10 protein-coding genes and 1 tRNA gene are annotated in these 14,700 nt (G+C 38.1%); 1 reads left to right on the forward strand and 10 read right to left on the reverse strand.

Going from position 1 to position 14,700, the window contains the following annotated elements; translation table 11 throughout:
- Positions 1–38: 38 nt before the first annotated feature.
- The 10 genes from AABJ44_RS09090 to AABJ44_RS09135 form a co-directional block, all read right to left on the reverse strand.
- Positions 39–2,492: a helicase C-terminal domain-containing protein gene (locus AABJ44_RS09090; RefSeq protein WP_338368591.1), complete on the reverse strand. Its 2,454-nt coding sequence runs from the start codon at positions 2,490–2,492 to the stop codon at positions 39–41.
- Positions 2,493–2,548: 56 nt separating this feature from the next.
- Positions 2,549–2,620: transfer RNA gene (locus AABJ44_RS09095), tRNA-Glu, on the reverse strand.
- A 92-nt stretch (positions 2,621–2,712) separates the two neighbouring features.
- Entirely contained in the window at positions 2,713–3,960 is a 1,248-nt protein-coding gene (locus AABJ44_RS09100; RefSeq protein WP_338368592.1) for a tetratricopeptide repeat protein, read from the reverse strand.
- Positions 3,961–4,055: 95 nt separating this feature from the next.
- Complete coding sequence (locus tag AABJ44_RS09105; RefSeq protein WP_338368594.1) at positions 4,056–5,144, reverse strand: flagellar filament outer layer protein FlaA; 1,089 nt, start codon at positions 5,142–5,144, stop codon at positions 4,056–4,058.
- An 84-nt stretch (positions 5,145–5,228) separates the two neighbouring features.
- Positions 5,229–5,708, reverse strand: coding sequence for a GerMN domain-containing protein (locus AABJ44_RS09110; RefSeq protein WP_338368595.1), 480 nt, complete (start codon positions 5,706–5,708; stop codon positions 5,229–5,231).
- Positions 5,705–6,736: an N-acetylmuramoyl-L-alanine amidase gene (locus AABJ44_RS09115; RefSeq protein WP_074640271.1), complete on the reverse strand. Its 1,032-nt coding sequence runs from the start codon at positions 6,734–6,736 to the stop codon at positions 5,705–5,707. The genes AABJ44_RS09110 and AABJ44_RS09115 overlap by 4 nt, the downstream gene beginning before the upstream one ends.
- An 11-nt stretch (positions 6,737–6,747) precedes the next feature.
- The gene (locus tag AABJ44_RS09120) at positions 6,748–8,406 is read right to left on the reverse strand and encodes an ATP-grasp domain-containing protein (protein WP_338368596.1); all 1,659 of its coding nucleotides are present in this window, start codon (positions 8,404–8,406) and stop codon (positions 6,748–6,750) included.
- Positions 8,407–8,427: 21 nt separating this feature from the next.
- The gene (locus AABJ44_RS09125) at positions 8,428–10,914 is read right to left on the reverse strand and encodes a cytidylyltransferase domain-containing protein (RefSeq protein ID WP_338368597.1); all 2,487 of its coding nucleotides are present in this window, start codon (positions 10,912–10,914) and stop codon (positions 8,428–8,430) included.
- Entirely contained in the window at positions 10,892–11,863 is a 972-nt protein-coding gene (locus AABJ44_RS09130) for a hypothetical protein (protein ID WP_074640266.1), read from the reverse strand. Before AABJ44_RS09130 ends, AABJ44_RS09125 begins: the two co-directional genes overlap by 23 nt.
- Positions 11,838–13,385 carry a spiro-SPASM protein gene (locus tag AABJ44_RS09135; protein WP_338368598.1) on the reverse strand — a complete coding sequence of 516 codons (1,548 nt, stop codon included), beginning with the start codon at positions 13,383–13,385 and terminating at the stop codon, positions 11,838–11,840. Before AABJ44_RS09135 ends, AABJ44_RS09130 begins: the two co-directional genes overlap by 26 nt.
- A 77-nt stretch (positions 13,386–13,462) precedes the next feature.
- Here AABJ44_RS09135 and xseA point away from each other — a divergent pair, with 77 nt between their 5' ends.
- Complete coding sequence (xseA, locus tag AABJ44_RS09140) at positions 13,463–14,668, forward strand: exodeoxyribonuclease VII large subunit (protein WP_338368599.1); 1,206 nt, start codon at positions 13,463–13,465, stop codon at positions 14,666–14,668.
- Positions 14,669–14,700: the final 32 nt, after the last annotated feature.

The following is a 14,700-nucleotide window of genomic DNA, read 5'->3' on the forward strand; positions in this document are numbered from 1 at the left end:
AGAAAATCAAAAAATCTGATATGTATTATACTTTATTTTCAGTTAAAAATAAAGGAATTTATTCTATCAGTTATATCAGATAAAGGCTCATAAACCTTTTTACATTCCGGCATACTGGCAATAAACCAGCTGCCATAACGTTTTTCATAAATACGGCGGTCAAGTACTACTACTACACCTTTATCATCAGAACGGCGTATAAGACGTCCTATTCCCTGTCTGAATTTTATTACGGCTTCTGGGACACTCAGTTCCATAAATGAGCTGCCACCTCTTTTTTCAATAGCTTCTGCACGGGCAACAAATACAGGATCATTAGGAACTGTAAAAGGAAGCTTTACTATAATAACCTGAGATAAGGATTCTCCAGGAATATCTACTCCCTGCCAGAAAGAATCGGTTGCAAAAAGAACGCTTTCATTTTCTTTTTTAAAAGCTTCAAGAAGTTTTGAATTATCGTCATCGCCCTGCTTCATGATTCTGCCAGGGAATCCACGCATACAGGCAACAACCGTACGATGAGCACTCTTAAGTGATTCATAAGAAGTAAAAAGCACCAGAGTACGACCAGCAGCAGCCTGAATCAATCGGGGAAGAGCCATTTCTATATACTGCTGATACTGAATGTTATCCGGTAACGGTGCGTCATTCGGAACAGCAAAAAGCATATTTTTATTGTATGGGAATGGTGAAGGAAACTCCCCTTTTATAATTCTATCTTCACCAGCGAGTGTTACACCTGTACGGCGCATCCAGTAAGAATAATCTCTGCCGGTTTTTAAGGTAGCAGAAGTACATACTACACTGGACATCTGTTCAAAAACACCATCATTCATCAGATGTGAAATATCAAGAGGTGTCTGTGTAAGAATTACATATTCAGGATCTCCGCCATCGCGAATCATATCCGGCGGAAGTCTTTTTTTCTGAATCCAGAATACATCATCCTTTTTCTCATCCCACATAGGAAAGTTTTTCAAAAGAATTACATAACTATCAAGATGGCGCAGAATTGTTTTTGATTCCCAATAGCATGGAGCATCCTTATCGTCATCGCTTACACCTTCCATAACTATTCTGATTAAATCTGCAAAAGCACCGAGTGCACGAGTAAGTTCACCAACGGCTACAAGGAAAGGTCCGAAATTTCTGGCCGTACCTTCATAAAGCCGCATTGTATAATCATTGGTCAGTAAATCCTTAGCTGTTATTTCAACATTAGTAAGGGCAAGTTTTATTTTATTTGTAAACTCAAAAGCATCTCCAGCTTTTTCTTCATTTGCAGAAAGGATAGCCAGACTACATAAATGTCCAGCCTCAGAATTCTTTCTATGGCGATACATCTGATTTACAAGTTTATTGATTTTAAATCTGTTTACACTTTCACTGAAAAAACTTGTTGCAGCATTTTCAATTCCATGAGCCTCATCAAAAATTATATGACGATATGGAGGAAGTACAGCTGCATCATCATAACCTGCACCACTTAACCTTGATTCAATATCAGCAAACAAAAGATGATGATTTACAATAATCAGATTTGCACCCGCAGCTTCTTTTCTTACCTTCATGACAAAACAGTCATTATGATAAGGACAGCGCATTCCCATGCAGGCATCACTTTCTGAATTTACTTTTGACCATATATTTTCAGTAGGCATAAAGGAAAGATCACTTCGGCTTCCTGTAGGTGAAGACTGAGCCCATTCAGCAATTTTTTTAAGTTCATCGCCCTCACCTTCAAATAAATCAAGAATTGAAGCCGCATCATTAAGGCGACGCAGGCAGACATAATTCTGACGGCCTTTCATCAGAACATATTTGATTTTCTTTCCAATAATTTTTTCTACAGCAGGAACATCTTTTTCACATAACTGCTGTTGAAGATTTATTGTTCCGGTAGAGATTATAACCTTTTCACGATTTGTAAGTGCCCACAAGGCAGAAGGAATCAGATAAGAATAAGATTTTCCAACTCCAGTCCCAGCTTCAAAAACTGCAATTTTATCATCATTAAAAGCATTTACAATCTGCTTAAGAAGTTCAACCTGGACAGGACGTTCTTCAAAAGAATCTGAGATTTTAGATAAAGGGCCGCCCTCAGAAATATATTCCCCGGCTTCGTCTTCATTTACTTTTTTTGCAACATGAGGAAGCACAGGTTCAACAACAACATAAATTTCTGTAGCCGAATTGTTGATGATATAAAAGCCGCAGCCGTTTTCAGAAGCACAGGCAGCAACATTTAGATCAGCTTCAGACGGAAGAAGATTTCCACTTGGATGATTATGAATTAAAACTGATGTATTTCGTGCGTCGTGGAAATTGACAGGAACTGTGTGGGAATTGCCTCGTGAGCCGATTTTAACAGACTCAACAAGACCGTTACTGGTAATATCACCTGTAAAGAAAACTTCATTTCCGCCTGCTTCCTTTACTGCAGCCTTTATCGTCTGTCTGGCAGAATCAGATAAGTATTTAGATATTTCCACGTTTTTTTCCCACCACCTAAAAAAAAAGCCTTGCAACTGACGTTACAAGGCTTGTACATCTCCTAGCAGAATTGAACTGCTGTTGTCGGGATGAAAACCCGATGTCCTAACCACTAGACGAAGGAGACATAAGTCATTTCTGACTTTTAAGAATATATCAGAGACGTAAAGTTTCGTCAATAGCTTAAGTCTCTTTTTTTTAATTTTTTTAATATTTTTTTTACATATTCATTCCGAACTTTTTAACAAGCTTTTTCTGTAAAGGCTTGCATTCATCCGGATTCATTCCAAGTTTAAGAGCAACGTCCAGGTCGTTCATAGACTGCTCGTATTCACCAAGTTCATAATATGCCATTGCACGGCGGAAATTAGTATGAGCCTGGAACTCGTTGATTTCAAGAGATTTAGTATAGCACTCTATAGCTTCCTTATATTTCTTAAGAATTGAATAAACAATACCCTTATAATAATAAGAACGGAAAGCCTTAGGATCTGCTTCAATACTCTTCTGGAAGTCTTCCAGAGCATCATCCAGTTTATTCATAGCAAAGAAAGCCATACCACGGTGCTTACGGATTACAGCCAGTACATTTTTATCTGTATCTGGAACAGCATCAATAATTCTTGTATAAATATCAACTGCTTCGGAAAGATGCCCGTCATTATGAGCTTCAATTGCCTTAAGCAGAAGATCATCTATTGTGCCCTGTACAAATGGACTTACACGATTAATATCTTCTTCTTTCTTTTCTGTTTTCTCGTTTAAGAAGCCATCAGCAAGGCTGTAGAAAGAACGGCGTCTTTCATCAAGTTCGCGCTGAAGTTTATTCTGATAATCACGGATTTCCTGGAATGTTATATCTGCAAGTGTAAGAGAAGCATTTATAGATGCAAGCTTACGGCGTAATGGAATATCAAAAGGATTAAACTCAATCTTATAAATGAGCTCATGTTCCACTTCTGCCCATGCATCCTGAAGAATTGTTCTAATCTGAATTTCACAAACAAGCTCATCAGAAATTGGAGCAAGACCTTCATACTTACCTTCAAGAGGAGGCAAAAACTCTGGAGGAATCTTTACCAGAACATGAATAGATTCATATCCGAATTCAGAGAACTTCTTCTCTGCACCTTTTACTTCTACTTCCTTAATTTCAAAAAGCTTTTTAATCTGTTCAAGACCTATATTGATATCTTCAAGAAAGGCACAAATCATTCTTATACCCATCATATCAGTAAGGTATATGAGAGATTTTGTTTCTTCCATCTGATCAGGCTTTAAGCGAAGCACCTTCTTAAAATAACTGTCAAAGCTTTTAACACGGCTTTTATAGGTTGGCTGTGCAGAAAGCTTTATATTCTGCTGAAGGCGTTCTATTACCTTTGACATTATTTCATTGAAATAATCTGTATAGGATTCATAAATTTCTCTGATTTGTTTTTTAGAAATTAAGTTTGCAGTTTCCATAAGTAAAATCCGTTAAAGGTTAAAAAAAAATACGCCCTGGAAAATTACCATTTACAAATAACTTTCCAAGGCGTGTAATCAAATCAACAGACTAATTATTTAGCGTCTGCTGCCTGTCCACCGTTGCTCTGAGCGTTAGATCCAGATCCATCGTTCAAGCTTGATGTGAATTCATCTTCAGTAGCGAGCTTAGCCTTCTCGAGGTAGCGGTTAACCTGTTTGTTACCGAATCTCTGCATTTCTGCATTCTGGCGAGCCTTTTCTTTCTTACCAATGATTCCCCAGAGGTCTTCATCAGCAATGTCGCGGTCGCTAGTAAGAAGAGCCTTGTCGTAAATAATCTTTACGTCCTTGAAGTAACCAATGAAGTCGCCACCGATGTGAGCAGCATCACGTGTTACCTGGAAGCCCTGGAACTTAACGAATGGAAGTCCACGTGGATAGATTGGATATACGCGGATTTCGCGGTTACGGATTTCAGAAATGTACTGTGGGTTGTTCCAGCGGAGTTCTTTCCAACCATCGAAACCAAGGTAACCCATGAAGTAACGTCTTTCAATACCGTCGTTATCTGACATAAGAACATAAAGTCCATGTGGGTAGTTCATACCCATTGTTGTAACAGAAATAGCTTTTACTGTTCCAACATTCTTTACAACACCGTATCCATCTTCAAAAAGAGTTTTTCCGCTTGCTTTTTCTTCATCAGTTGGTTCCTGGCGAGTACCATTTTCATCTGCCTGAGCAAGTGGCTCGTATGCAGGAATATCGAACGGAGGAACGATGCGAGCATTTGCATTTGAGTTCCATGTAGGGAATACGATGCGTACACCCATTACGTTCTTTCCAGCAAAAGGAACATCTGCTTCACCTTTTACAGGAGCGGCAACAACTGTTGAGTCAGCCAAGCTCTGAACTGTCTTTGCAGATGAGTTCAGCTTAACTTCCCATTCTGGCAGTGCCAATGAAGTTTTCATAAGATCCTTCTGATCTTCGGTGAAAGTTGCACCAGCGCTTACAGAGTAGTCCATTACTGTTCTGCCGTTCTGAGTTGCATTTCCATTGTCATCTGCACAGCAGTCAGCATCCAGCATAGTAAAATCGATGAGTGTAGCTTCATCAGCGAAAGCAACCCCACCAACAAGCAGCATAGCAGCTGCAATTAAACCAAAAGTCTTCTTCATTTGAAGCTCCTTTTTTATACTAATTCGATGTAGCCTTGTATTTAAATTTATTATCTATCAAGTACATCGTTTTGTCAATGTTTTTTATTTTTCAAAAGCAGATTTTCCGTCGATGAAGATTTCTACGGAATCTATTCTTGAAAAATTTTGCTGTATATTTTTTTTGAGGAGCTCTGTCCCCTCTCTGATTTCAATAACACCATCACCCATCTGTAATAAATCCTGAGAGAGATTTACATACAGAATGTGATTTCTTTCAAAGCAGGAAAGCAGTTTTGTTCCCGGCGTAAAAAGAAGTTTTGTTCGTTCTACAGTAGAACCAAGCAATATTTCTTCAATATAAAGATTTATATCACCCTGATGTGGCTTTTCTGTAAGATTACGATATTCAATTATATACTTTCCATTCTCTGCAGAAGGGAAAATAAAGGTTCTTCGGCATGTATCTTTAGTAACAACGTAGCAGAATAATGAAAATACAAATAAGCCTGCGATTACAAGAGAAGTTATAAATATTGCAAGATTCTTTTGTTTAAGCATATTAATTGTAGCTTTAGCTGTCATTTTATCGTAGTAAATCCTTGAGAACGTTCAAAGTGAGTAATAAACGCTGCAATTCCATTATATATTCCAAGGGTTGCTTTTTTCAAGTATCTTTCGTCATTTAATAACAAGGCTTCTTTTTCATTTGAAACAAAGCCTAATTCAATGAGAACACTCGGCATATTTGAATTACGGACTACAAACCATTCTTCGGCCTTTATTCCGCGGGCTGTAGATTCTTTTCCAATCTGTGCCTGAAGTCCGTCCATAATAAACTTGGCAATCATTATACTCTCGGTTGTATATTCTTCTTCGAGCATTGAGTTCAAAATCGGGAAGAGATTTTCGTCTCCATCCACTGCTGATTTATCAAGCACGTTTCTTCTGTAGCCTGGTGAAAGGTACCACACTTCATAACCAGATGAAGTTTTATTAAGGGATGAATTGACATGCACTGAGATGAAAAGCACGGCTTCATTCTCACCTACTTTTACGTTGTTTGCGATGTCAGTACGTTCTCCAAGTGTAAGGAATACATCTTTATTACGGGTAAGTATTATCTGTTTTCCAGGATAAGCTGCCTTAAGGCGCTCAGCCAGCATTTTTGAAACTTTGAGAGTAATATCTTTTTCCTGGATTGTTACATTCTTTCCGTTGATTTTATAAGTCTTAAGGGCACCTGGATCTTTTCCACCGTGACCTGCATCAATTAAAATTGCGCCGACCTTAAATGGAAGTTCTGATTTCTGATTGAAAAACTCTTCTGAATCATCAAGAAATTTTTTGGAAACATAAAGTTGATTTCCACGGAGTTCCGGAGCTTCTGTAATCATCATTTTCAGACTGTCTAAAAGCACAATACTTTCACCATTTCTGAATGAAAGCTGATGTCCGTTTTTTTCAATCATTCCGCTTTCTGAGAGTGAATCCCAGTAAATGGTCATACCTGATTTTTTTCCTTTTTCAAGGAGATCTATATCATTTACGGCAAATGCTGCAGCACAGAGAAAAATTGTACTGATTATAGCTGTAAGTTTTTTTAGTTTCATGTTATTTCCTGTTATTTTCCCAGTTTTTCAATTGTATCTGATACATAAACTGCAGCCTGAATTCCTCCGCGCATTACAGCTTTCCAGAATTTCTCCTGATTTAATGCCGGATGCTTTGTACGAAGAATATCAAACTTTTCTGCAGTCGACTGGATGGTATTATAATTCCAGTCCTTCTTATTTTTATATTCGGCAGATTTAAGTACATCTGGAATATAATTGATGATTTTTGCATTAGCAGGAATATCTTCCCTTCCGGCAAGCTCAGCAAGTTCCTTTTCATTCAGTTTTCCATAAGCATCTGGCGGGAAAGCATTTTCATCATCAAGTTCTTCACCCTTAAGATATTTATCAGTTTTTTGATTATCAGGTTCCAGAGTGATAAATACATCAGAAACCGCATCTTCTGCAACTGTAATGGCAGCTTCACGACTGTGACTTACAGCAATGATATTTCCACATTTTTCAACATTATTACGAGGGAAATCAACTTCGCCACCAATACTGACTGTTGCACGAGGAAGGACATCAAAGACCGCTCTGTCAGAATAATCTTTAATGTTTTCTATATATCTGACAGTTCCTGGAATACTCATCCAGGCTCTTTCTGCAGAAGTTCTAAGACACTCTACTTCATAAAGCTCATATGGCTTTTCTGCATTTTTAAAAAGTTCTGAAGGTGTGTAGTCTACAGGTTTACGTCTGTTTATGAGGTCAGTCGGTTCTCGTCCTGCAGCAATAAGGATTCCCTGCTTTGTGAGATTCAAATCTGAAGCATAAGGATAAGTCCAGCCAGACATATAACCACCCGAAAGGCGTCCTGCAATTTCTCCAATCATAGGACCTTTTTTTGTATATTTTATATCTGCCTTTGCAGCACCTGTTGTAAGTCCAAGGGCTTTTGCACCCAAAGCAAAAACTGAAATCAGTTCATCATGGATTTTTTTATCGAGAACAGCAGGCATTGTGTGACCAACTTCAATAAAATATGGTTCATACTTTATATGACGTACGGCAAAACCTGTAACTGTAAAAGTTCCGTTTTGCACAAGTGCATCAATTGAGTATTCGGGACCTTCCATATATTCTTCTACAATTGCAAAACCAGTTCGTGAGCATTCAACAGCAACTTTAAGTGCCGGCAAAAATTCAACATCATTACGAACCATACGGCAGCCACGGGCTCCCATATTATCAACTGGTTTTATAACAAGAGGAAAATCCATCTGTGTGCGGATTTTTGAAAGAAGGACTTCTCCGTTACTGCCAGCTTTTTCGAGGTCTTCACGCCCTACACGACAGAATGCCGGAGAAGGAACTTCTGCTTTCTTAAAGCACTCGCGCATAACTGTTTTTACGCTTGCATTAACTGCCGACTGATAGTTATGAGCAGGTAATCCCAAAGCCTCACAGACATAACTTACGCTTGCAGAAAAATCTGTTCCTGCTGTAAAAACTGCAGCAAGTCCGTCTTTTGAAGCCTTAAGTTCTTTTGCGTATTCAAGGATTCCTTCTTTATCTTTTAAGTCAATTTTACGGAATGTATCTGCATAAGGAATTGAAACAGCTTTATCATCTGCATCAATTACATTTACTGTAAAGCCAAGTTCCTTACTGCTCAGTATTGCAGGCTTCTGCATAAGACCTGCACCGAGAATTAAAATATTCATTTCCCACCTCGAAATTGTAATTTATATTTTTCTACAGTAAATTTCTACTGTATCACCAAGACCGCGGGCATGACTGATAGCATCCATAAGATTCCATTTTAAACTGCCTTTTTGAGCCCCACTTTTTTTTATTGAAGGAAAGCGTTCCGGATGATGACCAGTAGAAACAATACGTTCTACTCTGAAACCAAATATACGGAGAATTGAATCTGCACGGCTTGGTTCCCAGATTGTATAATGATCTGTAGGACTGATTTCATAAAAATGATCTTTATCGCTTACAGCAGAAATACCTTCTCCAGACGGTGTTGAAAAAGCAAAAATTCCACCTTTACGCACAAGTGTAGATACTTTTCTCAAAACCTTTCCCAAATCCTTAAAATGTTCAATTACATACCACATTGTAACCACATCAAACTGGGTAATTCCAAATTCTTCTGCAGTATCAATTTGAGGAAAAGCAGAACAAACTGCAGGATACTTTAATTTCTGCTGTACATAAGCAACAGCATCTTCTGCAATATCAGTTCCAAACGGATTAAAACTGCTTTCACTGGCAGCTGCAAGGAATGGTCCATAAGCACAACCTATATCCAGAAGATTCTTTTCTCCGCCATCGCCTCCAATTCCGCTCAACATTTTTATTATTGAAGCACGACGCATTCCCTGAGCTTTAATTGAATCAAAATCTTCTTCGTAGGTTTTACCATACTGTTTTTTATATTCTTCAAAAAAGTACTCTTTCTGATATTTTTTATCTTCAATTGTGGTAAAAGCCATATAAACCATTCCGCAGGTTGAACAGCGGCGATAAGTTCTGGTTTCATTTCTTGAAATAACAGTATCTGGCTGAGAAGGAATCTTACCGCATACAGGACAAGACATTCTTTTTCCTGCTGAAAGATGACGCAAAAAAGCTCCAAGAGATTTCTTTTCACCACTCAAAAAGGTTTTAGAATATAGATTTTCAGATTCAAGAGCTGACTGCAATGCAGAATCAGAAATATTCTTATCGCCTACATAAGCAAAGCTGTACTTTTCTGCAAGTTTTTTATGAAGTTTTGTCGTTGGCAGAAGAATTACACCACAACCGGCATACACTGCTTCAAAAGCTGTAAGTCCATAATGAGTTACTACAATATCATATTCAAATAGTCTTTCACGAAGACCAGCTACAGGCTTTATAAACTCAATATTCGGACCACCAGCATAATCTACATAAGGACTGGATTCATTAGAAATTATTGCCGTAATTTTTGCATCCGGGAACTTTTTTCGGAAAGCCTGGGCTGCAGGCATTGTAAGATTTGCAGGATCTTCACCGCCAAGGCAAATCAGAACCTTTTCAATCTTTTTATCTGAATCATCTTCTGAAAATTCACGGACATTTTCCGGCATTGTAATAAATCCGGAATCAGTTTTATTAGCAAGGCGGTCACATTTATATGATGGAATTATATCTAAAAGATAATCACAGTAATCTGTATATCTTGAACCTTCATCAATTGAAATGAGGCTTCTGTTCTTAGAAAGTTCTTTCAACTGATTTTCTGTAAGCTCAAAGGTATCTGTAATAATTGCAGGCAGATATGATTCGTCAGGTATGGAATTGATAATCTGATTTTTTGAAAGTCCTGCTGCAAAATATTCTTCTATAACAGAATCAGCTTCTTTGAGAGTTTTATCATCAGGAACATAAACAAAAAATCCACCCTGCAGGCTTGCTGAAAGACAGCGTCGTAAATGTCCAGTGCCATGACCTTTAACAACAGAAGGGACGAGTACAACAGGATATTTCACACTGTTTGCATTACAAGCTTCTATAATCTGTTCTGTAGTAAAAGACGCTTCATAATTATGAGCTTTAAAATAATTTAAAATTGAAACTGCGCGAAGATAATCTGAATAAGTATCTATTGTAGTACGAAGCTCAGGATAATTATAACGACGTGGAGCCGGAACAAATTCACAAGAGTAGCGGTCTTTATGATTATAAAAAGCAGGTCCTACATGTTCATGATCATATGGATCTGTTGTTTCAGAAGCAGCCTTCTTCAAAGAATCTGCAGAAAAAATTTCTACTCCGCTTCCATGAGGAAGTCCTGAATATGTGAGGTAATCACAATGCGACTTTCCATTATTCTTTTCTTCAAATAAAGCTGCCGATTCTTCTGCAGCTTCATAAAATAAGAACGGATTATCTGCAGTAGCACGAATAACAGTTTTTGTCTCTATTGTATCAAGAAGTGAAACAAATCGTTCAAGAACATCTTCCAGGCTTCCGGCATAGCATTCAAAACCATGTTCTTTACAAACAGGAAGAAGCTGACTATAAGAAGCCTCATCAGTAGCTACATAATAATAATCCGCATTTACCTTATGCATTGCTTCAAGCACATAAGCAAGCACAGGCTTTCCGCAAAGATCTTTTAAAGCCTTTCCGGGAAGTCTTGTTGAAGATAATCTGCATTGTACAATTACTGTCCTATTTGTCTTTGTTTTCATCATCTCTACTCCAGTTTTGAACCAGAGTCTGTAAATCCATTTTGTAACGGAATTTATTTTTTTCTACCCAGGTTCTTGCAGCATTAAACTGCCGTCTTGCTTCCATAATTCCACAGGAAGATCGTAATAAAAATACAGGGAATGAAGATTTTTTTAAGCATCCCTGCTCCATTCGAATTTTAGGCAGCTCATTTTTTAAATAATATCTAAGATAATCCAGATTATATGTGGTATCATTTACAGGATTTTCATCTATATAAGAGAACTGTAACAGAGAAGTAAGTACTGTCTGCTCACCCCAAAGCCATGAACGGACTGCTAAATCAAGATTCTGCCAGTATGGAGAGGCAATTGTCCAGTCAAATCCGCCAAGTTCAATAAACTTTTTTCTATTATACAATCCAATAAAATCAAAAGGAAAAAGTGTTTTTTTACCGTTTGCAATTTCTGAAGACGAATCAATTACAAAATGCGTACGTTCTGCACTTGGAGAAAAAGCACATGGAAGAGCGGCTCGGTTCTTATCGAGGAGTCTTGGAACTATACAATAAGGAGATTCTGCTGTAAGTCTTTCTGCAAGATGCGATGGCATGAAATTAGCCGGTATGTTCAGGCTGTCACGAAGTACGAGTACATAATCTGTCTGAACTTCGCTCATTGCAAGATTTATAAGGTCACCGTCATTTGTTTTTTCAAGTGGCACGAGAAATTTTATCATTGGAAAACGTTTTGAAACATCATCTGTAAAATTACTTGAATCATGTTCAACAGACACGATTGTATGAAAACCACACTGCAAAAGATTTTCGAAAACGTGGAGCTTGAAGTGGCTGCCGCTGCTGTTGAGTAAAATTACAGAAATATTGAGCGATGCCGGGTCTGTAACCTTTGGTCCGCCGAGGATTGTTCTGTTTATCTGATGTTCGCTAAAAGTTAAAGGTATACCATTCATCGCATTTCTCGCATTTATTGCAATATTTTTTATTTATATGATTTATTAAAAGCTCATCGTTTTTCTTCCAGATTTCTTCAAGAGAATCTGTAAATACATTACCAAGTGAGTTTCCATTTTTGCCGCAGAGTACGCAGGCGCGGCACTGTGGAACTTCTCCGTTTGACAGGATTGTAAGGTCGCGGCGGAGATGCCAGCAAGGATCGCGGTCTAAAGGAGAAAGGTCTGCAGGTTTGCAATCCGGCAGCAGGCCAGCAAAATCATCATATTTTTGAATAATAAGATTTCCACCAGAAGGATTTGTTTTTTCATTCCAGTAACGGAAAAAGGCTTCCAGTTCTGCTTCGTTTTCATTCATTCTTACAAACTGAGGGTAAACACAGCCAGGAATTGCATTTTGAAGAAGTGAAACAGCATTTACTGCTGCTGCAAAAGCCCCTTCCGAAGCATTTTTATGTATTCTCTGATAGGTTGCATCTGAAGCTGCATCTAGAGTTACTGCAAGCATAATTTTCTGCCATTGATGTGTACGAGGCGCTGCCTTATTTACAATTTCATAAAGCTTCTGACACAGCTCTGAAGTTATTGAAAGACCGTCTGTTTCCAGGAAAACTGAAAGTCCCTGATAAGAAAGAATCTTTTCGACAATTTTCAGGAAATCCGGATGATTGAGAGGCTCTCCCCAGGCAGAAAGACCGATAACTGCATTTTCACTAAAACCGGCAATTTTATCTATAAGGCTGGTGATTTTATCAAAAGCCATAAAAGTATCAGATGATAATGAAAGTGGTGAACTTCCAAACTTTTCTCCATAAGCTTTACAATATGGAGAATAAATTGAATCAAAAGCTACCTTATCTGCTATCTGAATATTATAAAAGCCAGGAACTGTTTTAAGACAGGCTGTATTTTTACTTGCAATAGCAGAAAGTTTTTCAACATCATCAAAATCTTCTTTTGAAGCTGCATCAAACAATGCTTTACACTGCATAAAGTTATCTTTTTTACCGCAATGAAAGGAAAGTCTTAAAAGTCTCCAGTCTGAGTCTGCAATTACTGTTTCAACATCAAAAGAATTGATATTAGTTTTTATAAGATTATATAATCCCTCTCTGCTTACCGGCTGTTCTCCAAGAGAGGCTTGGGTAGTTTTTGAAAGTTCTGCAAGAATACCGATTGTTCCGGCATTTAGTGCTTCTGGTGAAAAACCATAAGGATATCCATCTGCAAAAGTATATTCAGATTTATATGTTATATGTGAATCTATGATTTTCTGAGACAGTTTCTTATCAAGAAACGGAAGGTCTATAAAAGAAAAAACAGCCGTTTCAGCATTTTCTTTAGTGCAAAGCTCCTTCATTTCGCAAAGAAGCTGGGTTAGAGTTTCAGATTTTACTGTAAATGAAGGCAGACCAAGGCTTTCTGCCCAGTTTTTTGAAAGTTCTACTGCAGATTTACCATTGAAGGCTTTTTCTTTTGAATATGAAGAGTCGTTGTCATAAAAAATTACTATGGTTTTCATCAAATTCTTTATCGGCATTTCATTGAATAAGTTAATAAAATAAGGTAAGTTGAAATTGTACAAAATAGAGGGGAAAAATGAACGGACCGGGCTTACCCGAAAACATGGTTTTCAGCGTATCACAGATTACAGACCTCATAAAAGAGATTCTGGAAACTTCCTTTAGAAGCATAGTAATAGAAGGAGAAATCTCTAACTGGCGTCCGAGTGCTGCTGGTCACATATATTTCACATTAAAAGACAATAATGCTCAGATAAAAGCTGTTATTTTCCGTGGTGCAGCAATGAAATTGAATTTCCGCCCTAAAGACGGAGACAAAGTGCGCTGTACTGGAAATCTTTCTGTTTACGCGCCTCAGGGAAATTACCAGATAATAGTAAATACAATGGAAATTGCCGGCGCGGGAAACATTCTTCAGATGCTTGAAGAACGAAAACGCAAACTGGCGGCAGAAGGGCTTTTTGATGAAAGCAATAAAAAGATGCTTCCTAAATATCCTCGGACTATTGGTGTTGTAACCAGTCCAACGGGAGCAGCAATTCGGGATATTCTGAACGTTACTAAGCGACGAAATCCCGGAATGAATGTAATTGTTCTTCCTGCTATTGTTCAGGGAGACGGTGCTGCCCAGACTATCTGTAAAATGATAGAGATTGCAAATTTTTATGAGCTTTGTGATATTCTGATTGTAGGACGCGGTGGTGGTTCTCTGGAAGATCTTTTACCATTCAGCGAAGAAAGTGTTGTAAGAGCCGTTGCCGCTTCAAAAATCCCGACGATTAGTGCTGTAGGCCATGAAATTGACTGGGCTCTTTGTGATTATTCTGCAGACCGTAGAGCTCCTACTCCTTCTGCAGCTGCAGAAATGGCAGTACCACAGCAGGCTGACATCCGTACAAATCTGGAAACTTATAAAGAAACACTTTATACAGCAATTACTCAGAAAACAGGTGCAACCCGACTATTGATTAAATCTTTTAATCCGGAAAGCCTTGAAGTTCGTTTCAGAAACATCCAGCAGCCATTGCTGAACCGTTTTGCTACAGCCCGCGATAATCTTTTATTGAATATAAATGAAAAAATCCGGGACCTTCGCATAAGACTGGATACAAACAAAACAATACTTGAGAATGCTAGTCCACAAACCATTTTTGACCGTGGATACTCCATGGTTACAGATGAAAATGGAAAGATAATAAGAAGCTCTGAACAGGTTTCAGAAGGGGCAAAACTGACAATTACACCTGCGGAAGGAAAGATTCACGCAGTAGTAACAAAATAAAATTGAACCGTAATTTATCAGGAGGATAAAAC

It is taken from the genome of Treponema bryantii, assembly GCF_036492245.1.
GTDB lineage: Bacteria > Spirochaetota > Spirochaetia > Treponematales > Treponemataceae > Treponema_D > Treponema_D bryantii_C.